This window comes from Cryobacterium sp. PAMC25264, from assembly GCF_019443325.1.
GTDB lineage: Bacteria > Actinomycetota > Actinomycetes > Actinomycetales > Microbacteriaceae > Cryobacterium.
The window spans coordinates 1,326,474-1,348,204 of record NZ_CP080383.1 but is presented as its reverse complement, the minus strand read 5'-3'; the positions used below and the strand labels follow the sequence as shown (position 1 = coordinate 1,348,204).

Below are 21,731 nucleotides of genomic sequence, written 5' to 3'. Positions count from 1 at the left end.
CCCACTCAGACCGTGATCAGGTCCTGGAGTGCGGCGAAGGTCTTCTCGCCGATCCCGGTCACGTTGCGGAGGTCGTCGATCGTGCCGAACCGGCCTTGCGCGTCGCGGTAGTCCAGGATGCGCTGGGCCATGGTCGGTCCGATCCGCGGCAGGGTGTCCAGCTCGGCCAGCGTGGCCGTGTTGAGGTTCACCTTGACGGCCGCGGCCCCGCTGCCGGTGCCTCCCGCGCCACTGCTGCTCCCTCCCCCGCCGGCGGCCACGGGCGGCGCGCCCGCCACGACTTCGCCCTGGGCCGGCACGTAGAGCTGTTCGCCGTCGGAGACCAGGCGGGCCAGGTTCACACCGGCCTGGTCGGCCGTGGCCAGCAGGCCCCCGGCGGCCGCCACGGCATCGACCACCCGGGCGCCGTCATGCACCTCGAAGAGGCCGGGGTGCGCCACGGCCCCCAGCACGTGCACGAAGATCGCCGGCGCCGCGGCGGCTAGTTCACCCGTCGCGCCGTCCCCGGCCGATTCCTTCCCCGCTGTGGTCACTCCGGGCGAGCCCTGCGCGCCGACGATACCCGCGGTCCCCTGGGGGCCGTCTGGGCCGGGGGTGGCTGACCCTGAGGCAGCCGAGCCGGCCGAGCCCCGGTTCGCCGCGACCTCGACGCTGTGGCCCACCTGACCCACGGCGGTCACGGCGACGGCGATCCCCAGGGCCGCGAGCAGCAGCACGACGGCCGCGCCCACGCCGATGCGCATCCGGGCCCGACCGGGCTCACGCAGGCGGGCACGCCAGCCGGCGGCCCCGGGTCGAGACGCGGGCGCCAGGCTGTCGAACGGGTCGAGGTCCATACCGGCAGGCTAGGAACCGGCACGGGGCGCGGGAAGCGGGAGCGCCCACTCTGGGGAGAACACGACGCCGGCCCCGCCTGTGGAGGCGGGGCCGGCGTAGGGTGCGCCGCGGCCGGAACCGGACGCGGCCGAACTGGTGGGCTACGGCTTGGTGACGATGCTCACCATGCGCGGTGCCCGCACGATCACCTTGACGATCTCGCGATCGCCGATCGACCGGATCGCGGCGGCGGATGCTCGAGCGAGAGCCTCCAGGTCGTCGGCGGAGATCTTCGGGGACACCTCGAGGCGGTCGCGCACCTTGCCGTCGACCTGCACGACGGCGGTGACCGACTCGGCCACGAGCAGGCTGCGGTCGGGCTTCCGCCACTGGGCCAGAGCGACACAGGGCTCGTAGCCCAGGCGTTCCCACATGTCCTCCGCGGTGTACGGCGCGAAGAGGTTCAGGGCCATGGCCGTCACCTCGGCCGCCTCACGCACGGCTGCGTCGCCGGCGCCCGCACCGGTGTCGATGACCTTGCGGGTGGCGTTGACGAGCTCCATCATGCGGGCGACGACGACGTTGAACTTGAACGCCTCGATCAGCGACGGGGCGTCGGCGAGGAAGCGATGGGTGACGCGGCGCAGCGCCACGTCTCCGGTCTTCCACTCCACCTCGGGGGCGCTCGTGACGTCGCGGGCGACGCGCCAGGCGCGGGCCAAGAACTTCGCCGAGCCGACCGGGGACACGTCCGCCCAGTCGATGTCGTCCTCGGGCGGGCCGGCGAACGCCATGGTCAGACGCACCGCGTCGACTCCGAACCTGTCGACCTCTTCCGTGAAGTAGACCAGGTTGCCCTTGCTCTTGCTCATCTTGGCACCGTCGAGGATGACCATGCCCTGGTTGAGCAGCGCCGTGAACGGCTCGGTGAAGGTGACATAACCCAGGTCGAAGAGCACCTTGGTGATGAAACGGGCGTAGAGCAGGTGCAGGATGGCGTGTTCCACGCCGCCCACGTACTGGTCGACGGGCGCCCACTTGTCGGCTTCCTTCGGGTCGAAAGCCTTGGTGTCGTCGGTCGGGTTGAGGAACCGCAGGAAGTACCAGGAGCTGTCCACGAAGGTGTCCATGGTGTCGGCGTCGCGCTTGGCCGGTGTGCCGTCGATCGGGTTCGTCACGTTCACCCAGTCGGTGGCGCCGCCGAGCGGCGAAGTTCCCTTGGGCTTGAGGTCGAGACCGTCGGTCGGCGGAAGCAGCACGGGCAGCTGGTCCTCCGGGACCGGGATCTCGGTACCGTCCTGGCCGTGGATGATGGGGATGGGGGTGCCCCAGTAGCGTTGGCGGGAGATCAACCAGTCGCGCAGGCGGTAGTTCTTGGTCGCGCGCCCGGTGCCGTCGGCCACGAGAGTGTCGATCATCCGCTTGATGGCGTTGGCCTTGGTGAGACCGTTGAGCGCGCCGGAGTTGACCAGTCGGCCTTCGCCGGTCAGGGCGGTGCCGGACTGGGCCGGGTCGAGGGCGTCGGAGTCCAGCGCCGGTAGCTCCTCTGAGCCGTCCAGCATGCCGGGCGTGATGACCGGGATGACCCCGGTGACGGGGGCGGTGGTGTCGACGACGACCCGAACCGGCAGGTCGAAACGCAGGGCGAAGTCGAGGTCGCGCTGGTCGTGCGCCGGCACGGCCATGACCGCGCCATGGCCGTAGTCGGCCAGCACATAGTCGGCGGCCCAGATGGGCAGACGCTCGCCGTTGGCCGGGTTGATGGCGTACCGCTCGAGGAAGACGCCGGTCTTCTCACGGTCGGTGGCCTGGCGTTCGATCTCGGTGCTGTTCTGCACCTGCACCAGGTAGGCGGCGAAACGCTCGCGCACCTCGGGCGAGGACTCGGCGACGAGCTCGGCGGCCAGGTCTGCGTCCGGGGCGACGACCATGAAGGTGGCGCCGAAGAGCGTGTCAGGGCGGGTCGTGAACACGCTGACCGGGGCGTCGCGGCCCTCGATGGCGAAGTCGACGTCAGCACCGATGGAGCGGCCGATCCAGTTGCGCTGCATGTTGAGCACCTTGGCCGGCCAGGTGCCCTCGAGCTGGTTGAGGTCGTCGAGCAGACGGTCCGCGTAGTCGGTGATCTTGAAGTACCACTGGGTGAGCTTCTTCTTCACCACGACCGCGCCGCTGCGCTCGCTGGTGCCGTCGGCGAGGACCTGCTCGTTGGCGAGCACGGTCTGGTCGATCGGGTCCCAGTTGACCCAGCTGTCCTTGCGGTAGGCCAGGCCCTTCTTGTAGAGCTGCAGGAACAGCCACTGGTTCCACTTGTAGTACTCGGGGTCGCTGGTGTGCAGTTCCCGCGACCAGTCGAACGAGGCCGCGTAGAGCTTCATGCTCTTCTTCTGCTGCGCGATGTTGTCGTAGGTCCAGCCGCGCGGGTCGATGCCGCGCTTGATGGCGGCGTTCTCGGCGGGCAGGCCGAAGGAGTCCCACCCGATGGGGTGCAGCACGTTGAAGCCCTGCTGGCGCCAGTACCGCGCCACGATGTCACCGAGCGCGTACACCTCGGCGTGGCCCATGTGCAGGTCGCCCGACGGATAGGGGAACATGTCCAGCACGTACTTGCGCGGGCGCTTGTCATCGGGGTCGCTCGTACGGAATGGTTCGAGTTCATCCCAGATGGGAGCCCACTTCGCCTGGATGGCGGCAAAGTCGTAGCCGTCTTCCTCTTCCGGACCGTTGGACTGGGTGTCGTGCTCGTGTGCCACGTGGCTCTCATTCATTGTGGTGAGGTGACGTTCTGCGCAGCGAAATCGGGCCGCTGGCGACGCCCAAGCTCCTAGGTTACTAAACCCTGGCCATCCGCCGCTTCAGCCGCCGGAGAGGACGCCATGATGGCCGCGATCAGAGCCCTGGCCTTGATGTGGGTCTCCTCGATTTCGTCAGCAGGGACGGAGAGGGCGGTGATGCCGCCGCCGGTGCCGATCGAGACTCCGGACGGGCCGAGGACGATGCTGCGGATGACCATGGCGAGGTCGACGGCGCCGTCCACCCCGAGGTAGCCGAATGCCCCGGCGTAGACGCCCCGGTCGCCGCCCTCGAGTGTGGCCAGGATGCGCATGGCGCTGGCCTTGGGAGCCCCGGTCATCGATCCGGCGGGGAAGCAGGCCTCGATGGCGTCGACGGCGCAGAGCCCGGGTGCCAGACGGGCCTGGACGGTGCTCACCAGCTGGTGCACGTGCGGGTAGCTCTCGACCTGCAGCAGCGACGTCACGGCCACGGAGCCGAGCGCAGCGACACGGCCCAGGTCGTTGCGCATCAGGTCGACGATCATGAGGTTCTCGGCGCGCTCCTTGTCGCTGGCGAGCAGGTCGCCCTGGAGCTGGCGGTCTTCGGCGGGGTCGGCAGAACGCGGCCGGGTGCCCTTGATCGGCCGGGTCCGCAGCCGCCCGGCCGGGCTGACCGACAGGAATTCCTCCGGTGAGGCACTGAGCAGGGCGAACGGGCCGAACCTGAGCATGCCGCCGTGGTGACTGGGGCTTCCGGCGCGCAGCCGCCGGTAGACCTCCAGAGGGTCGAAACGACCGGCCACCGTGACCTCGTTGGTGAGGCAGAGCTGATAGGCGTCGCCGGCGATGATGTGTTCCTGGCACGCCTGGATCAGGCACGCGTACTCGACGGCGTCGTGACGCCACCGTACCTGGAACGGTTCGGCGGATGCCTCGGCGCGCGACGCCGGAACCGGCGAGGAGATGGCGCCGGGCAGCGCGGCGTCGGGCAGCGCCACGTCCGGCAGCGCCACCGCGGAGGGGGCGGCACCCTCGAGCCCGACCCCGAGGTCACGGGCGGTGTCGAGCACCCAGGCATCGATGCCGGCCGCGGTCACGTCCGGCCCGGTGAGCGCGAGCAGGGTGACCGTGCGGGCCGCATGGTCGAAGGCGATGGCACGGTCGACGAAGAGCAGTGCGGCGTCGGGAGTGTCCCGTGTCGGCCGGTCCCCCAAGCCCTCCTCGGCCGCGGGTATGGCCAGCCCATAGCCGAACCAGCCCACCCAGCCGAGCCGGAACCCGTCGCCCGTGGCGCCGGGTGCGGACCCCTGGGCGGCCCGGGCGGTCACCAGGTCCGCACGGAGGAAGTCGAAGATGCCGGCGCTGGTGGTGCGCGGCGCATCCGTGGGGTCGAGCGGCCGGGAACAGGTCACCGTGCCGGCCCCGGCCGACGCGGTGACGAACCGTGAGCCGGCGTGGGCCGCGGCGAGATAGCTCACTCCGGTCGTCGCGCCGGCCCCGGCGTCCAGCCAGACGGCATGGCTGGACCGGCCGTACAGGAGGTCGAAGGCCACGGCCGGGTCGATCCAGTGCTGGAGCCGGCTGGAGGACACGGATTCAGCGTGCGGGGCGAAGCTCCGATCGGGCTGAGGGGGTATCGACTGCACCCGCCCAGCCTAGGGGCGGCGCCCGGGTGGCTGGGCCCGCCGCTGGGCGCGATCGGCCCACACCACCCGCGCAGGCACACGCCTTAGGCTGGCGAGGTGAACGACGTACTCAACTGGATCCTGGACGCCGTCGGAGCCGTCGATCCGATCGTACGCACCCTCCTGGCCGGGGTGGGCATGCTCCTGGAAACCTCGGTGCTGATCGGACTGGTCGTCCCCGGTGACACCATCGTGATCGTAGCCAGCACGGCTGTGGACGGGCCGGTCGAATACGTCGCATTGGTCGTCGCCGTGATCCTGGGCGCGCTCGCCGGGGAGAGCATCGGGTTCTACCTCGGCCGCCGGTTCGGCCCGTGGATCCGGGCGAGCTGGCTGGGCCGGCGCATCGGCGAGAAGAACTGGGCGGGCGCCGAGCGGTACCTGGCCCGGCGGGGTGGCATCGCGGTGTTCCTGTCGCGCTTCCTGCCGGTGTTGCACTCGGTCATCCCGCTCACTGTCGGCATGAGCGCCATGCGCTATCGCACCTTCCTGAGCTGGACGGTGCCCGCCTGCGTCATCTGGACCCTGGCTTACGTGTCTGTCGGCGCCGCCGCCGCGGAAGGCTACCGGAGCATCTCTGACCAGTTGCACTTCGCCGGGTACCTGTTCGTCGCGGTCATCGCTGTGTTCGCCCTCGTCGTGGCTCTGATCAAGCACTGGGTCAAGCGCCGGGAGGCCCGGTTCATGGAACACGAGCTCCCCCCGGAGTAACCCCTAGAGCAGGGAAACCGGCCGCCCGGACGGGGCCGTGAGCGTCACCGTGCGGGTGATCAGATCGGCCGGCACCGGCGTGTGCGAGATCAGCAGCACGGCTCGGCCGCCGTCCGCAGCTGCGGACAGGATGTCCCGCACCAGCCGGTCGCCCAGGCCCGTGTCGACGTTGGCCGTCGGTTCATCCACGATGAGCACCGGGAAGTCCGCGAGCAGGGCCCTGGCCAAAGCGATCCGCTGGGCCTGCCCGCCCGACACCAGGGCACCGCGTTCGCCGACCCGGGCATCCAGGCCGCCACGCCGGCCCACCCAGTCGGACAGACCGACCCGGTCGAGAACCGTGAGCAGCTCGTTGTCGTCGGCTGACTCCCGGGCGAAGAGCAGGTTCTGCCGGATGGTGTCGTCGAACAGCCAGGGCCGCTGCTCGCACAGGCCCACGACCCGGCGCACGTCGGACGGAGTCAGGTCACGGGCTTCGACTCCGTTGACCCGGTACGACCCGGTGTAGTCGAGGAAGCGCACCAGGGTCTGCGCCAGAGTCGTCTTGCCCGCCCCGCTGGCGCCGGCCAGGTGCACCCGATCACCAGCGTCCAGGCGCAGGGAGAGACCGGCCACGGCCGGCGCGAGCGCCCCGGGCCAGCTGGCGCCCAGGTCCGTGAGTTCGAGAAGCGGGCTGCCAGGCGCACCCGACGCACCAGTGACCTGCGCCGGCGCCGTCGCCGCATCCAGTGCCGCCTCGGCGGGGATCTCGGCGGGAACGTGTTCCGGCACCGCCGTCGCCACGCGTTCGGCGCTGGAGCGCACCTGCCGCCAGGCGCTCAGAGCGGGCGGGATCATCGCGAAGACCTCGAAGACCGCCATGGGCACGAGCACCACCACGGCCAGGGCCGGTCCGGAGAATCCACCGGTGCCCAGCGCCGGGATCGCCGCAATGAGGGCGAGGACCGTGGCGGCTCCGGCTCCCAGCGAGATCACCGCGGCCTGCACTCCGGCCCCGGTCGAGCGCCGTAGCGCCGCGCGCCGCAACCGGTCTTCAACGACCCTGAGGTCGTCCAGGCGCGCCTCGAGCGCCCCGAAAGCCGTGAGCACATCCAGGTTCTCCACGACCTCGAGCACCTCGTCGGCCAGGGCACCACGCAACGGGGCGAGGGCGCGCTCGGAGCGGGCGGCCAGCGCTGTGGAGGCGACGGTGCCCACGATGCCTGCGACGACGAGGCACAGGGCCAGCGTGAGCCCGGCCGCCGGCAGGACCGTCCAGACACCGATCACGCTGAGCAGGGCCACCAGGCCCGAGGTCGCGAGGGGTTGCACAACCCGCAGTGGGAAGTCCTGCAGGTCGTCGACATCGCGCACCAGGCGCGTGAGCAGGTCCCCACGGCGCGTTTCCGACAGCCCGGCCGGGGCCAGCGGCAGGAGCCGGGCGAAGATGCCCAGCCGAAGCGCACCGAGCTGACGGAAGGCCGCGTCGTGGCTGGTGAGGCGTTCCACATAGCGGAAGGCCGCGCGGGACAGCGCGAAGGCGCGCACGCCGACCACGGCCATGCCGAGGAACATGATGGGCGGCATCTCCGCGGCGCGGGTGATCAGCCAGGCAGAGCAGGCGAGGAGCGCGACGGCACTGGCCGCGCTCACCACGCCCGCGGCGAGGCCGGGGAGACTGCGCCGCGCGCGCGGCTGCGCCAGTCGGAGGATCGATCGGGCGGCCGGTGAGGGCAGCCAGGTGGAGCGATTCGCCCTGAACTCAGACATGCGCGACCTCACTCAGGCGGACGACGTGCTCTGCCGCATCCACGAAGGCGGCGCGGTGGCTCACGACGATGACAATGCGGCCTTGGGCGGCCAGGCGCCGCAGGCCTCGGATCAGGGCGGCCTCTGCCGCCTCGTCGAGCGCAGAGCTTGGCTCGTCGAGCACCAGCACAGCGCAACCCCGGGCAAGGCACCGGTAGATGGCCCGGGCCGCTGCGACCCGCTGGGCTTGGCCGCCGGAGAGTCCGGCACCGTTGACGCCGAGGTGCAGCGCCGGGTCGAGGTCTGCGGCCCCGGCGCGCTTGAGCGCGGTGAGCACGAGCTCGTCGTCCACGACGGTCTCCCCCAGTGCCACATTGCCCGCGATGGTGCCGGCGAACAGCCCGGGCTTTTGGCCGGCCCAGGCCAGCCACTCGCGGCGGTCCTCCGAGGCGACACGCTCTGGCCCGAGCCACACGGCACCGTCGAAGGGAACAAATCCCTGCAGGGCGCCGATCAGGGTGGACTTACCGACCCCGCTCGGGCCGCTGATGACGCTCAGCTGACCGGCCGGAAGTCGGCGCTGAACCCGGCGATGGTGCTGGTGTCGCCGCGGCGAACGCTCACCCCGTCGAAGCGGAGGGCGGCGGGGCGGGCGGGCGTTGTGGCGCGCTCGGCTCCGCCGGACTGCGGTGCCTGCTGCTTTCCGGCGTCGCCGTCCAGGATCGCGAAGACCTCCTCGGCGGCGGCCAGGCCGTCGGCGGCGGCGTGGAACTGCGCGCCCACCTGGCGCAGCGGCAGGAATGCCTCAGGGGCCAGCAGCAGGACGAACAGGCCGACGCCCAACAGCAGCGATCCATCCACCAGGCGCAGCCCGATCGAGACGGCGATGAGCGCGACCGACAGGCTGCCGGCCAGCTCGAGCACGAAGCCGCTGAGGAAGGACACGCGCAGGACCGTCATGGTGCGTCCACGGTATTCGTCGGTGAGACCGGTCAGGCGCGCCGCCTGGCGGCGATCCCGACCGAAGATCTTGAGGGTGGCCAGGCCGCCGACCACGTCGAGGAAGCCCGAGGACAGCCTCTGCAGGGCATCCCACTGCTGGCGTTGCACGGTCTGGGTGGCCTGCCCGATCAGGACCATGAAGATCGGGATGAACGGCAGCACGATGATCACGGTGATGCCGCTCGCCGGGTCCTGCCAGAGCATGACCAGAATGAGGATGGGTGTGGCGATCGCGGTGAGCAGCAGTTGCGGCAGGTACCGGGCGAAGTAGTTGTCGAGGGCGTCGAGACCGCTGGTGACCACCGTGGCGATCCGCGCATCCTGCTGCCCGGCCAGCCAGTCCGGCCCGCGTTCGGCGAGCCGGTCGAGCACCGCGGTGCGCAGCTGGCTCTTGACGGCCGCCGCACCCCGGTTGGCCGCCACCTCGAGCAGCCAGACGATCACGGCCCGAACAACCACCACCCCGGCCAGCGCCGCGACGGTGCTGCGCAGGGAATCGAACGATTCACCATCGACAGCGAGCGTGATGCTGTGGCTGAGCAGCCACGCGAAGGCCACGATCGTGAGGGTCTGGGCCAGGCCGAGGAGCGCTCCGACCAGGAGGAACCACCGCGCGGCTGAGGCGTGTTTGAGGAGCCGGGGATCGAGGGGGCGCATGCCGATCTAGTGTACGGCGGCTTCGATGTGTGTCCGCGTGATCCGTTTGCGGAAGACCCAGTAGGTCCAGCCCTGGTAGGCCAGGATCACGGGGGCCGCGATCAGGGCGGTCCAGCTCATCACCTGCAGCGTGTACGGGGTCGACGAGGCGTTCTCGATGGTCAGGCTGTTGGCCACGTCGTTGCTGGCCGGCATCACGTCGGGGAACAGCGACGCGAACAGGGTCAGCACGGCGAAGCCGATGGTCACGGCCATGAGTCCGAAGGCGGTGCGCTCGTTGCCGCGCAGGTTGGCCAGGTACGCCGCGATCAGCGCCACCGCGGCGACCGCGGCGAGGATTCCGGAGGCGAGGGTTCCGTACGCCAGCGTGGTCCAGACCAGGAAACTGGCCGCGACGACGATGGTCACGATGCCGGACCGGATGGCCAGCGCCCTCGCTCGCACCCGGATGTCGCCCTCGGTCTTGGTGGAGACGAAGATCACGCCGTGCGTGAAGAACAACAGCAGGGTGGTCAGGCCGGCCAGCAGCGAGTACGGGTTGAGCAGGTCGAAGAACGTGCCGATGTAGTTGAAGTTCGCATCCAGCGGCACGCCGCGCACGACGTTGCCGAAGGCCACACCCCAGAGCAGGGCAGGCACAGCTGAGCCCACCACGATCATGGTGTCGAAGGACTTCTTCCACTTGAGCTCTGGACGTTGGTGACGGTACTCGAAGGAGACCCCCCTGGCGATCAACGCAAGCAGAATGAGCAGCAGGGCCAGGTAGAAGCCGCTGAACATCGTCGCGTACCACTCCGGGAACGCCGCGAACAGGGACGCCCCGGCCACGATCACCCAGGTCTCGTTGAGGTCCCAGACAGGGCCGATGGTGTTGATGAGCACCCGGCGGTCGGTGTCGTCCTTACCCAGGAAGGGCAGGGACATGCCGACGCCGAAGTCGAACCCGTCGAGGACGAAGTACCCGATGAACATCGCGGCGATGATCCAGAACCACAGGATATTGAGTTCCAAGGTGAGCTCCTAGTAGACCGTGGTCGTTTGCTTGATTTCGCCGGACACAGCGTCGGGTACCGGCATGTCGTCCGGGCCCTTCTGCACGGCCTTGAGAATGAGCCGGAACTCCACGACGGCGAGGGCGCCGTACAGGAGAGTGAAGGCGATGAGGGAGATCAGGATCTCCAGCCCGCTCACGTTCGGCGAGACGCCATCCGCTGTCTTGAGCAGACCGAACACGAGCCAGGGCTGGCGGCCCATCTCGGTGAAGACCCAGCCGACGCTCATGGCCAGCAGCGACAGCGGGAAGGACCAGATCGCGACCTTCCAGATCCAGGTCTTGGGGTTGCGCCCCTTGCGGGTGACCCAGAGGCCGCCGACGGCGACGAGGATGTGGGCGATGCCCAGACCGATCATCCAGCGGAAGGACCAATAGGTTACCCAGATGATCGGCGAGTAGTCGCCCGGCCCGTACAGCTGGACGTACTGCTCCTGGAGGTTGTTGATTCCCTCCACGGTGCCGTCGAAGGTGTGGGTCGACAGGAACGACAGCAGGTAGGGGATGCGGATGGAGAAGAGTTCGCTGACGCCGTCCGGAGTGCCGAGGGTGAAGACCGAGAAGGATGCGTTGGCTCCGGTGGCCGTGTGGTACATAGCCTCGGCCGCGGCCATCTTCATGGGCTGGGCCTGAACCATGGCCAGGCTCAGCTGGTCGCCCATCAGGGTGGTCAGGGCTCCGGCGATGACCATCATCCAGAGGCCGAACTTGAGCGCGGGCCGCATGGTCTCGAGGTGTTGGTTGCGGCTCAGGTGCCAGGCGGCCACCGAGATGATCAGGCCGGCGGAGACCATGAAGCAGGCGAAGATGGTGTGCGGGAACGCTGCGAGGGCGATCGGGTTGGTGAGCAGCTCCCCGATGCTGGTGAGCTCCGCCCGGCCCTTGACCTCGTTGATCTGGTAGGCGACCGGGTTCTGCATGAAGGCGTTCGCGGCGATGATGAAGTACGCCGACGCGATGCTGCCCACTGTGGTGAGCCAGATGGTGGCCAGGTGCAGACCCTTGGGTAGTTTGTCCCAACCGAAGATCCACAGACCGATGAAGGTGGCCTCCAGGAAGAACGCCGTGATGCCCTCGAAGGCCAACGGGGCCCCGAAGACGTCGCCGACGAACCGGGAGTAGTCCGACCAGTTCATGCCGAACTGGAATTCCTGCACGATTCCCGTGACGACGCCCATGGCGAAGTTGATCAGGAAGATCTTGCCGAAGAAGTGGGTGAGCTGCAGGTACTTGGCCTTGTTCGTGCGGTACCAGGCGGTCTGGAAGATCGCGACGGTTGTCACGAGACCGATGGTGAGGGGTACGAAAAGGAAGTGGTACACCGTCGTGAGGCCGAACTGCCACCTCGACAGGAGTAACGGATCAAGCCACTCGTTCATGTGCCCTCCCGGACCTGAGATTTCTACGTGCTGTAGAACTTTACTATTCTACAAGCTGTAGAAACACCCGTTTCGCTTGATAAACTTGTGCACATGGGAAGTTTGGGTGTGCTCGAGAGACTGTTGATGGACCTGCTGTGGTCCGGCGACCGGCCGTTGTCGGCCAACGAGCTGCGGGACGCCCTACTGGATCCCACCGCCTCGGGTGCGAAGCCGCTGGCCACGACGACCGTGCTCACGGTGTTGTCCCGCCTGGAGAACAAGGGTTTCGTGACCAGAGACCGCGGCAGCCGTCCGCACGGGTACACGGCCGTGAGCACCAGGGCCCAGCACACGGCCGAGCTCATGCACGAGGTTCTGGGCTCGACCACCGACCGCACGGCCACGCTGGCGCGATTCATCGGCGACGTCAGCCCGCAGGAGGCCCTGATGCTCCGTGAGCTTCTCGAGAGCGTCGGTTCGCCATCAGCGGACTAGGCACGGTGCACGCGACGTGCTGACCTGTGCGCTGGCCCTGATGGTCCTGGCCGTGATCCTGGCCTGGCCGGTGCCCATCCTGCTGGCAGCATCGGCCTGGCCGGCGACCGCGCCCGGACTCGCGCTGGCCCTCTGGCAGTCCATCGCCCTGGCCGGCGGTGTGTCGATGATCGGTTCCCTCCTGGTCTTCGGCCTGATCCCGTTCGGGCCGACTCCCCTGTCGGCCCTCGGCGCCCTCGCCGGCCACGTGGCGGCAGGTACCCTGCCGGCCGGCTCCACGTTGACCGGTGTCATGGCGCTCTGTCTGGCGCTCATCCTCACCGCGCACCTGGTGCTGAACCTGGGCGCCACGTTCGTCAGGGCGGAACGGCAGCGGCGCCGGCACCACACCCTCATCGCCCTGCTCAGCGAGCCGATGCCGTTCGACGAGACCGGCACCCGGGTGATCGATCATGCAGCGCCGGTGGCCTACTGCCTGCCCGGCGCCACGAGGTCGGCTACGGTGCTGTCGCGGGGGCTGCTGCGCCTGCTCGATGCCGACCAGCTGCGCGGTGTCGTGGCTCACGAACGCGCGCACCTGCGGCAACAGCACCACCTGGTGCTGCTGGCCTTCAAGTCCTGGCACAGCGCTCTGCCCTGGTTCCCGATCGCGAACCGCGCCGAGACCGCCGTGGCTCTGCTCGTGGAGATGCTCGCCGACGACCAGGCCAGGCAGGTGGTCGACGACCGTACCCTGGCCACGGCGATAGCGCTGGTCGGAACGGCACCCATCGACGGCACGGCCGCCTCATCCGCGCGGGGAGGCGGCTCGGCTCCTGGCCGCGGCGACGGGATCAGCACGGACGGCGGCGCCCCGAGCGGAGCCACCGCAACCGGGCTCGCGCTCGCCGGGTTCGGCGTGGACGGCCTGGGCGACCGGCGGCGTATCGAATCCCCCGCCGATTGGTCGGCCGACCTGGTGGCGCCCCGGGTGCGTCGTCTGCTCGGGCAGGGCCGGGTGCTCCCGCCGCTGGGTCGCGGGGCCGTGGTCGCGGCCACGGCCGGGCTGATCCTGCTGCCCGCCGTGCTGCTCGTCAGCGCCTGAGACCGCAGGTGCACGAACGGCCCCGTGGAATCACGGGGCCGTTCGCGGTGGAGCGGGCAGCGGGCAGCGGACTGCACCGCTGAGCCGTTGGAGGCTGAGCCGCTAGATCAGGCCTTCCTTGGTCAGCCAGTCGGTCGCGATGGTGTCGGCTGCGGCCTGGTCGTTGACGCTCTGGGCGTTCAGCGACACGAGGACATCCGCGCCCAGCTTGGCGCTGACGGCATTGATGATCTCGGTGGCACCGTCGTCGACCTTGGCGGAGACGACGGGCACGACGTTGTCGGGGAAGAACAGCCCGTCGGGGTCATCGAGCGCGACGAGGTCGTTGGAGACGATGTTCGGGTCGGCCGTGTAGATGTTGGCCAGCTGGATGGTGTTGTCGACCAGGGCCTTGACCGTCAGCGGTCCACCGTTGTCCTCCACCGGGGTGAAGCCGGCGATGTCGATGCCGTACTTCTCCTTGAGGGCGGTCGGTCCGTACGGGCGGGTTTCCAGTTCGGAGTTACCCCCGACGGTGATCGGTTCGGTCACCTGGGTGAGCGAGGCGATGTCGCTGAGGTTGTAGGTGTCGGCGAAGGCCTTCGTCACCGTCCAGGAGTTCTGGTCGGTGGCATCCGCCATGTCGAGCACGGCCAGGCCGTCTGGGAGGGCATCCTGCAACTCGGCGTAGGTCTCGTCGGCGGTACCGCCGGCGGCGTCGGGCTGGAGGGCCTGCAGAAGGCTGCCGGTGTATTCGGGGAAGACATCGATGGCACCGGATTCGATTTCGGGCAGGTAGGCCTCACGTTGGCCGATGCGGAACTGTCGGTCGACGGTGTAGCCGCCGTTCTCCAGCGCCTGGGCGTAGATCTCGGCGATGATTTCGTTGGAGTAGTAGTCCTGCGAGCCGACCACGATGGTGTCCGGTGAGCTGGAGCTGTTACTTCCCTCATCCAGCGGATCGCCGGATGCACACCCTGCAAGGGCTACGACAGCCCCAACCGCGACCGCGCTGACAAGCGCGAGCCGGCCTCGTGTGATTGTGAACATGCTGTTGTCCTTCCTCAGGTACCGATGGTTCGGTAGTTGTGTCACCGGAGAGCTGTGCGGCGGTCCGTGCGAAGTGTGCTGGTGGTGGTGCTGGTGCCGTCTGGCCTGCCGGTGCGTAGACGCCCCGAAACACCCCGTGGTACGACAAACCGTTGGATCAGCGCAAAGATTCCCTCGAGAACCATGGCGAGCATGATCACCAGGATCGAGCCGCCCAACATTTCGGCGTAGTCGCGATTCTTCAGGCCGGCGAACAGGTACCGACCCAGTCCGATATCGGCAACATAGGCCGCAAGCGTCGCCGTGGCGATGACCTGGAGGGTAGCCGAGCGCAGGCCCCCGATCAAGAGCGGCAGGCCGAGGGGAACCTCGACCTTCCGCACGATCTGCAGCTCCGACATGCCCACAGCGCGGGCGGCATCCACCGTGCGCCGGTCGATGGCCTCGAACCCGGTGTAGGCGCCGGCCAGGATGGGCGGGATCGCGAGCACCGTCAGGGCCACGTAGGGAGCGACGACGCCGATGCCCACCCAGAGGGCGACGAGGGTGAGCAGGCCGAGGGTCGGGATGGCGCGCAGGCCGCCGGATGTGGTGACCGCGAGTCCGCGGCCCCGTCCGGTATGGCCGATCAGGTAGCCCAACGGGATTGCTATCGCTGAGGCGATCACGAGGGTGACGAGGGTGAAGACCAGGTGCTGGCCGAGGCGCAATGGGATGGCGTTCAGACCAGTCCAGTTGGCCGGGTCGAGGATCCAGTCGATGGCGTCGACGAAGAGATTCACGCGGCGCTCACCTCCGCCGGGGCGGGCGCACGGACGGCCGCCACCTTCCGGGTCCACGGCATCAGCACGCGTCCGACCAGCACCAGTGCCCCGTCGAAGATCAGCGCGAGGGCGACGGTCGCCACGAGTCCGGCGATGATCTCGGCCTGGATGCCGCGCTGGAAACCGTCGGTGAACAGGCTGCCGAGACTCTGCACGCCGATCACGGCGCCCACCGTGACCAGGCTCACGGTGCTCACCGCGACGACCCGCATCCCGGCCAGGAGCACCGGGCCGGCCAAAGGCAGCTCAACCTGCCAGAACCGTGACCACGCCGAGTAGCCCACGGCCGAGGCCGATTGGCGCACATCGGCGTCCACGGACTCCAGCCCGTCGGCGACGACCCGCACCATGAGGGCGACCCCGTAGAGGGTCAGTGCGATGATCACGTTCAGTGGGGAGCGCAGGCCCGTGCCGATCACGGCGGGCAGCACGAAGAACAGGGGCAGCGACGGGACCGCGTAGAGCAATCCGGCACCGGTGAGGATGATGCCGCGGCTCACCCGGTACCGCCGGGCCAGCCAGCCCAGGGGCACGGCGATCACGAAGCACAGCACGATCGGGGGCAGGCTCAACACGACATGGTCGAGCGTGCGCGCCCAGATCAACCCGAGGTTCGCCAGCACCCAGGTCATCGGGCGCCTTCGGTGCCGGCGACCGTGGGGCTCGCCGCGTGGTCGTTGAGCACCCCGGCGAGCCGGCCGTCGCTGTCCACCAGGACATCCTCCTCGCCGTGGCGCTCGAGGTGCAGCACCCGGCGGCCTCGGTCGGCGCCGACGAAGCTGGCCACGAAGTCGTCGGCCGGGTGGGCGAGGATGTCGGCGGGGGTGCCGACCTGGGCGATGTGACCGCCCTCACGGAGGATGACGATCTGGTCGCCGAGTAGGAACGCCTCTTCAATGTCGTGGGTGACGAAGACCACGGTCTTGTCGAGGTCCTTCTGCAACCGAATGAGCTCCTGCTGCAACTCGGCCCGCACGATGGGGTCGACAGCGCCGAACGGTTCGTCCATGAGCAGGATGTTCGGGTTCACGGCCAGCCCCCTGGCCACACCGACACGCTGCTGTTGGCCACCGGAGAGCTGACTGGGGTACCGGTCAGCCAGTGAACGGTCAAGACCGACGGTGTCGAGCATGGCGAGGGCATCCGCTCTGGCCTGACGCTTGGGGGTGCCGCGCAGCAGCGGAACGGTGGCGACGTTATCGACGACGGTGCGGTGCGGCAACAGGCCAGAGTTCTGCATGACATAGCCGATGCCGCGGCGCAGCTTCACCGGAGCGAGCGTGGCGATGTCCTCACCGTCGATCTCGATCGAGCCGCTCGTCGGGTCGACCATGCGGTTGATCATCCTGAGAAGGGTGGTCTTGCCCGAGCCGGACGAGCCCACGAGCACCGTGGTCTGGTGCGAGGGCAGGACGAGGCTGAAGTCCTCCACGGCCAGGGTGCCGTCCGGGAATCTCTTGCTGACGGAATGAAACTCGATCATGGCTGGCTCGGTCCTCCAAGCGGCTTGACGCTCGCGTCACTCCCCGGGTGCGGAGGGGACGGAAGCGGGCAAGTACGTAGGAGACTAGCCAACCATTGTTCGGAGCCAGATCCAAAGCGGATTGCCGGTGACCACGTCGATCACGCTAGAGGCGAACGTCCCGATCAGGACTCGACCGCTCAGGCCTACGCCGATCAGGACTGCGTGCCGTAGAACCCGACGAGGTAGTCGTGCATGATGCGACGGCACTCGGCGATGAAGCGTTCGTCGCCCTGGCTGTTCCAGGTGAACGCACGCGACAGCAGCGAGTCGGCCATTTCCACGGCCACCTCGAGGCGGAAGATCAACTCGGGGCCGCCGGAGAGGCCGAACTGCTCGGACAGGACGCCCGCGATCTGGTTGGCGAAGAATCCCGAGTCCAGCTCGTCGGGAACGCTGGCCTGGGCGCGCTCGCGGTCGGCGAAGTGCAGGATCCGGAAACCGGGTTCGGCCCGGTACAGGTCGACGAAGGCGGAGATTCCGCAGTCCACGGCTTCCCACCACGTGCTCGGTTGGGTCTCCTTCAGCAGGTCGGAGACGCGCTGGCGGTAGCGCATCACCGCGCGTTCGCGCAGGCCCTCGAGCACGGCGACGCGGTCGGGGTAGTAGCGGTAAACGGTGCCGATGGACGCTCCGGCGCGTTCGGCGACCATGGCGGTGGTGATCCGGTCGAAACCGACTTCGTCGACGACCTCGGCAGCCGCGTCGAGCAGGGCGGTCAGACGGGCCGCACTGCGCTGCTGGATGGGTTCGGTACGAACCTGCCGGCCCTGTGCGAGCGAGTCTTCACCGAAAAGGTCGATCAGCGCCACGTGTCCTCCTTGAATATACGTCACAATCCTAGGGGTCCACACTGACGGCTCAGCACTATACCTGCCCCCCAAACGGGCAGAAACCGGCTCGTCGGGCGCGTCGCGCATCAGGCCGGTCGGCGGCACGTGCCGCGCCGTTCGTCCTGGACAGCCGCGCCGCCCATGAGAGACTGAACTGTGTCAAAGTTCCCCGCCACGGCCTCCGCCCCGCTGAACCCTGCACGCATGATGCACCGCGCTGCGCGAATCGAGGATTGGCTGCACGACAAGCGGGAGAAGTTCGCCCGACGGCGCGGACACAAACCCATCGTCATTCCGTACACCGGATACGGCACCCCCGAGCGGGTGCGGGTGCTCTGCCGGGTGCTGCTGGCCAAACCGGCCACGGCCGCTGCTGCCGCCCGCAAACGACGCCGGAACGACGGCCGTGACGCGAGCATCAGAGGCTGGCGGAGCTTCCTGAGCGTTCCCGTGAACGACGTCACTGTCACCATCGACATCGGCGGGCAGGCGCACCGAGTGCAGGCCGACCGCGGCGGAGTGGTCGACACGGTCATGGACGTAGCCCTCGAACCCGGGTGGCACACCGCCATGCTGCACACCGAGGCATCCGCCCCCGTCGAAGCACCGGTCTTCGTCGTGGCGCCCGATGTGCGCCGCGGAATAATCTCCGATGTGGACGACACCGTCATGGTCACAACCCTGCCGCGCCCGCTACTTGCAGCCTGGAACACCTTCGTGCTCGACGAACACGCCAGGGTTCCCACGCCAGGCATGGCGGTGCTGCTCGACAGGCTCGCGGATGCAACACCCGGCGCCCCCGTCATCTACCTCTCCACCGGAGCGTGGAACGTCGCGCCGACGTTGAGCCGCTTCCTTTCCCGCAACCTCTACCCGGCCGGGGCGCTCCTGCTCACCGACTGGGGTCCCACCCACGACAGGCTGTTCCGCAGCGGCCGGGAGCACAAGCGGGAGAACCTACGCCGGTTGGCCCAGGAATTCCCCGAGATGCAGTGGATCCTGATCGGCGACGACGGCCAGCACGATGAGGCCATCTACAGCGAGTTCCAGCAGGACTTCCCGCAGAGCGTCGCGGCGGTGGCCATTCGGCGCCTCTCCCCCAGCGAGGCCGTGCTGGCCGGACGTCGGGCCAAGGATGCTGTGGAGGCCAAGCCGGACCCGCTCTGGGTCTACGGCCCGGACGGCGCGAGCCTAGCGACGCAGCTGGCCGAACTCGGTCTGATCGTCGACCCCGGACTGCCCGGTCCGACCGAATAGCATCCGGCGCGAGAAGCGCCGTAGCTGGTCAGCGCCTGGCGAGCAGCCGGTCGAGTCCGCGGTTGATCTGACGGGCCCAGAGCGGACCCCGGTAGAGGAACCCCGTATAGCCCTGTACGAGGGTGGCACCGGCGGCGAGACGCTCGGCGACCTGCTCGGCCGTCTCAACGCCGCCCACCGAGATGACGCACAGGTCGGCCGGGACGGTGGCGCGGATGAGTCGCAGCACGGCAAGGGACCTGGCGTCCAGCGGCGCACCGGAGAGCCCGCCAGCGCCGGCAGCGGCCACGACGGCGGCATCCGTCGTGAGGTTGTCGCGGCTGATGGTGGTGTTGGTGGCGATGATGCCGTCCAGGCCGAGTTCGACCGTCAGGCCCGCGATGCGGGTGACCTCGTCGTCGGTGAGGTCCGGCGCGATCTTCACCAGGAGCGGGGTGCCCCCGGCCTCGTCTCGCACGGCGCTCAGCAGCGGGGCGAGCTGGTCGAGTTCCTGGAGTCCGCGCAGCCCGGGGGTGTTGGGCGAACTCACGTTGACCACGAGGTAGTCGGCAATGGGCGCCAGCAGGCGCGTGCTGACCAGGTAGTCGGCCGTGGCGTCGTCGACCGCGGTGACCCGGCTCTTGCCGATGTTGATGCCGAGGACCGGGCGGTTCCGGCTGGCGCGCACTCGCGTCAGGCGCTCAACGGCCGAGGCGGCGCCGCCGTTGTTGAATCCCATCCGGTTGATCACGGCGCGGTCGGGAATCAGGCGGAACAGGCGCGGCTTGGGGTTGCCCGGCTGCGCGACGGCGGTGAGGGTGCCCACCTCCACGTGGCCGAAGCCCAACCGGCCGAGCCCGATGACGGCCTGGCCGTCTTTGTCGAACCCGGCGGCGACGCCGAACGGCGAGTCGAAGTGCAGTCCGAGGGCGGTCACGCCGATGTCGGTGCGCGGGCGGGTGACCCTGTGTACGAGCGGGCCGAGGCCCAGGCGGGGAATCCAACGGATGACCTCGAAGGCCAGGTGGTGGGCCTGTTCGGGATCGATGCGGGTGAGAACGTGCTTGAAGACAGTGGGGTACACGGTCAGCTCTCGGCCCCGGCGCCGGCGTCCAGGTCCTCGGCCTGGGCATCCGCCTGGGCGTGTTCGGTGCGCAGCTGGCCGATGGCGGTCTCGAAGTCATCCAGGGAATCGAACGCCTGATAGACGCTGGCGAAGCGCAGATACGCGACCTCATCGAGCTCGCGGAGCGGGGCCAGGATGGCCAGGCCGATGTCGTTGGCCTCGATCTGGGACGCGCCGGTCTGGCGGATGGTCTCTTCGACCTTCTGGGCCAGCATCGCCAGGTCGGAATCGGTGACCGGGCGGCCCTGGCAGGCCTTGCGCACGCCCGAGACGATCTTCTCGCGGCTGAACGGCTCCACGACGCCGCTGCGCTTGATGATGTTCAGGCTGGCGGTCTCGGTGGTGCTGAACCGGCGGCCGCACTCCGGGCACTGCCGACGACGACGGATCGAGAGCCCGTCGTCGCTGGTGCGCGAGTCGATGACACGGGAATCAGGGTGGCGACAGAACGGGCAATACATGGTGGGAAAAGCCTACCGCGCCACATCCCCCGCGAAGCGCGCCGTGACGGCGTCGCCGTGCGCCGGCAGCGCCTCGGCCGACGACAGCGCCAGGATGTGGTCAGCCACGCCGGCCAGACCCTCACGGCTGTACCGTACCACCTGCTGCGGGCGCAGGAACGTGTAGGCGCCAAGGGCCGACGAGAATCGCGCCTGTCCCCCGGTGGGCAGCACGTGGTTGGAGCCCGCGGCGTAGTCGCCGAGGCTGACCGGCGCGTACGGGCCGAGGAAGATGGCTCCGGCGTTGTCGATCCGGGTCAGGACGGCGTCGGGGTCGACGGTCTGGATCTCGAGGTGCTCCGGGCCGAAGGCGTTGCTGAACGCGGCGGCCTGGTCGAGATCGTCGACGAGGACGATCGCCGACTGCGTGCCGCTCAGCGACGCCGTGACACGCTCGGCGTGGGTGGTCGTTCCGGCCAGGTCGCCGAGCAGGTCCTCGACGGCGGCGGCAAGCTCGGCGGAGTCTGTGACGAGAACGGCGGCCGCGAGCTCGTCGTGCTCGGCCTGGCTGACCAGGTCGGCGGCGACGAAGGCGGGGTCGGCGGCGGCATCCGCGATCACCAGGATGTCGGTTGGGCCGGCTTCGGAGTCGATGCCCGTCACACCGCGCACGAGGCGTTTGGCGGCCGCAACGTAGACGTTGCCAGGCCCGGTGACCAGCTGCACGGGGTCGAGGCCCAGCCCCGGAACCCCGTAGGCGAAGGCCCCGACGGCGCCGGCGCCGCCCATGGCGTAGATCTCGTCGACGTCGAGCAGGCCGGCGACGGCCAGGATCGTGGGGTGCACACGGCCGCCGAAGTGGCTCTGCGGCGGAGACGCGAGCGCGATGGAGCCGACGCCGGCGACCTGAGCCGGCACCACGTTCATCACCACGCTGGACGGATAGACGGCCTTGCCGCCGGGCACATAGAGCCCGACGCGCTGCACGGGCCGCCAGCGCTGCACGATCTCGGCGCCGTCGGCGATGGTCGTCGTGACCTGCGGCGGCACCTGGGCCAGGCTGGCCAGGCGCACCCGGCGGATGGTCTCTTCGATGGCGGTGCGCACCGCGGGGTCGAGGGCCGCAAGGGCCTCCTCGACGTGGGCGGCGGGCACCCGCACGAACTCGGGGCGCACCCGATCGAGGCGCTCGGCCTGGTCGAGCAAGGCGACTTCTCCGCGCGCGCGCACGTCGTCGATCAGCTCCGCGGCGACGTCGCTGGCGACCGTGACGCTCGTCAGAGCCCGGGGTACAGCGGCCAGCAGGTCGGCCGGAGCAGGCCGCGTTCCTCGGAGGTCAATCGTCTGAATCATGTCG

20 protein-coding genes are annotated in these 21,731 nt (G+C 69.1%); 4 read left to right on the top strand and 16 right to left on the bottom strand.

What is annotated here, in order from left to right:
• Nucleotides 1-5 precede the first annotated feature (5 nt).
• The 3 genes from KY500_RS06170 to KY500_RS06160 all read right to left on the bottom strand — a co-directional run bounded on the left by KY500_RS06170 (nt 6) and on the right by KY500_RS06160 (nt 5,236).
• On the bottom strand, nt 6-836 hold the full coding sequence (locus KY500_RS06170; RefSeq protein ID WP_255579842.1) for a helix-hairpin-helix domain-containing protein: 831 nt from the start codon (nt 834-836) through the stop codon (nt 6-8).
• Between the two features lie 141 nt (nt 837-977).
• Nucleotides 978-3,584 (bottom strand): leucine--tRNA ligase, encoded by a 2,607-nt coding sequence (gene leuS, locus KY500_RS06165; RefSeq protein WP_219902775.1) that lies wholly within the window; start codon nt 3,582-3,584, stop codon nt 978-980.
• 56 nt (nt 3,585-3,640) lie between these two features.
• Nucleotides 3,641-5,236: an anthranilate synthase component I family protein gene (locus tag KY500_RS06160; RefSeq protein ID WP_255579841.1), complete on the bottom strand. Its 1,596-nt coding sequence runs from the start codon at nt 5,234-5,236 to the stop codon at nt 3,641-3,643.
• Between the two features lie 96 nt (nt 5,237-5,332).
• On the opposite strand from KY500_RS06160, the gene KY500_RS06155 reads away from it, so the two are divergent.
• Nucleotides 5,333-5,986 carry a DedA family protein gene (locus KY500_RS06155; protein ID WP_219902774.1) on the top strand — a complete coding sequence of 218 codons (654 nt, stop codon included), beginning with the start codon at nt 5,333-5,335 and terminating at the stop codon, nt 5,984-5,986.
• A gap of 3 nt (nt 5,987-5,989) precedes the next feature.
• On the opposite strand, the gene cydC is transcribed toward KY500_RS06155, so the two are convergent.
• Genes cydC through KY500_RS06135 form a run of 5 tightly spaced genes read right to left on the bottom strand, consistent with a single transcriptional unit; the run spans nt 5,990 to nt 11,803 of the window.
• Complete coding sequence (gene cydC, locus KY500_RS06150; protein ID WP_219902773.1) at nt 5,990-7,735, bottom strand: thiol reductant ABC exporter subunit CydC; 1,746 nt, start codon at nt 7,733-7,735, stop codon at nt 5,990-5,992.
• Nucleotides 7,728-8,264 carry an ATP-binding cassette domain-containing protein gene (locus tag KY500_RS19195; protein WP_255579921.1) on the bottom strand — a complete coding sequence of 179 codons (537 nt, stop codon included), beginning with the start codon at nt 8,262-8,264 and terminating at the stop codon, nt 7,728-7,730. Before KY500_RS19195 ends, cydC begins: the two co-directional genes overlap by 8 nt.
• 5 nt (nt 8,265-8,269) lie before the next feature.
• Nucleotides 8,270-9,373 carry an ABC transporter transmembrane domain-containing protein gene (locus KY500_RS06145; RefSeq protein WP_255579840.1) on the bottom strand — a complete coding sequence of 368 codons (1,104 nt, stop codon included), beginning with the start codon at nt 9,371-9,373 and terminating at the stop codon, nt 8,270-8,272.
• Nucleotides 9,374-9,379: 6 nt separating this feature from the next.
• Entirely contained in the window at nt 9,380-10,384 is a 1,005-nt protein-coding gene (gene cydB, locus KY500_RS06140; RefSeq protein ID WP_219902772.1) for a cytochrome d ubiquinol oxidase subunit II, read from the bottom strand.
• Nucleotides 10,385-10,393: 9 nt separating this feature from the next.
• On the bottom strand, nt 10,394-11,803 hold the full coding sequence (locus tag KY500_RS06135; protein WP_219902771.1) for a cytochrome ubiquinol oxidase subunit I: 1,410 nt from the start codon (nt 11,801-11,803) through the stop codon (nt 10,394-10,396).
• Between the two features lie 93 nt (nt 11,804-11,896).
• On the opposite strand from KY500_RS06135, the gene KY500_RS06130 reads away from it, so the two are divergent.
• The gene (locus KY500_RS06130) at nt 11,897-12,280 is read left to right on the top strand and encodes a BlaI/MecI/CopY family transcriptional regulator (RefSeq protein ID WP_219902770.1); all 384 of its coding nucleotides are present in this window, start codon (nt 11,897-11,899) and stop codon (nt 12,278-12,280) included.
• Between the two features lie 16 nt (nt 12,281-12,296).
• Complete coding sequence (locus tag KY500_RS06125; RefSeq protein ID WP_255579839.1) at nt 12,297-13,364, top strand: M56 family metallopeptidase; 1,068 nt, start codon at nt 12,297-12,299, stop codon at nt 13,362-13,364.
• Nucleotides 13,365-13,466: 102 nt separating this feature from the next.
• On the opposite strand, the gene KY500_RS06120 is transcribed toward KY500_RS06125, so the two are convergent.
• The 5 genes from KY500_RS06120 to KY500_RS06100 all read right to left on the bottom strand — a co-directional run bounded on the left by KY500_RS06120 (nt 13,467) and on the right by KY500_RS06100 (nt 17,551).
• Nucleotides 13,467-14,393: an ABC transporter substrate-binding protein gene (locus KY500_RS06120; protein ID WP_219902769.1), complete on the bottom strand. Its 927-nt coding sequence runs from the start codon at nt 14,391-14,393 to the stop codon at nt 13,467-13,469.
• Between the two features lie 41 nt (nt 14,394-14,434).
• Nucleotides 14,435-15,175 (bottom strand): ABC transporter permease, encoded by a 741-nt coding sequence (locus tag KY500_RS06115; protein WP_219902768.1) that lies wholly within the window; start codon nt 15,173-15,175, stop codon nt 14,435-14,437.
• Entirely contained in the window at nt 15,172-15,849 is a 678-nt protein-coding gene (locus tag KY500_RS06110) for an ABC transporter permease (RefSeq protein WP_219902767.1), read from the bottom strand. Before KY500_RS06110 ends, KY500_RS06115 begins: the two co-directional genes overlap by 4 nt.
• Nucleotides 15,846-16,700, bottom strand: a complete 855-nt coding sequence (locus tag KY500_RS06105) for an ABC transporter ATP-binding protein (RefSeq protein WP_219902766.1) — start codon at nt 16,698-16,700, stop codon at nt 15,846-15,848. The genes KY500_RS06110 and KY500_RS06105 overlap by 4 nt, the downstream gene beginning before the upstream one ends.
• A 194-nt stretch (nt 16,701-16,894) precedes the next feature.
• A complete protein-coding gene (locus KY500_RS06100; RefSeq protein ID WP_255579838.1) occupies nt 16,895-17,551 on the bottom strand; it encodes a TetR/AcrR family transcriptional regulator in 657 nt (218 codons plus the stop codon).
• Between the two features lie 225 nt (nt 17,552-17,776).
• Here KY500_RS06100 and KY500_RS06095 point away from each other — a divergent pair, with 225 nt between their 5' ends.
• Nucleotides 17,777-18,829, top strand: a complete 1,053-nt coding sequence (locus KY500_RS06095; RefSeq protein ID WP_255579837.1) for an App1 family protein — start codon at nt 17,777-17,779, stop codon at nt 18,827-18,829.
• A gap of 28 nt (nt 18,830-18,857) precedes the next feature.
• Here the strand turns inward: KY500_RS06095 and KY500_RS06090 are convergent, their stop codons facing one another.
• From KY500_RS06090 to hisD, 3 genes are read right to left on the bottom strand one after another with little or no spacing between them, the layout of a single operon-like run.
• Nucleotides 18,858-19,892, bottom strand: coding sequence for a quinone-dependent dihydroorotate dehydrogenase (locus KY500_RS06090; protein WP_219902765.1), 1,035 nt, complete (start codon nt 19,890-19,892; stop codon nt 18,858-18,860).
• Between the two features lie 2 nt (nt 19,893-19,894).
• The gene (gene nrdR, locus KY500_RS06085) at nt 19,895-20,395 is read right to left on the bottom strand and encodes a transcriptional regulator NrdR (protein ID WP_219902764.1); all 501 of its coding nucleotides are present in this window, start codon (nt 20,393-20,395) and stop codon (nt 19,895-19,897) included.
• Between the two features lie 12 nt (nt 20,396-20,407).
• Nucleotides 20,408-21,727: a histidinol dehydrogenase gene (hisD, locus tag KY500_RS06080; RefSeq protein ID WP_219902763.1), complete on the bottom strand. Its 1,320-nt coding sequence runs from the start codon at nt 21,725-21,727 to the stop codon at nt 20,408-20,410.
• Nucleotides 21,728-21,731: the final 4 nt, after the last annotated feature.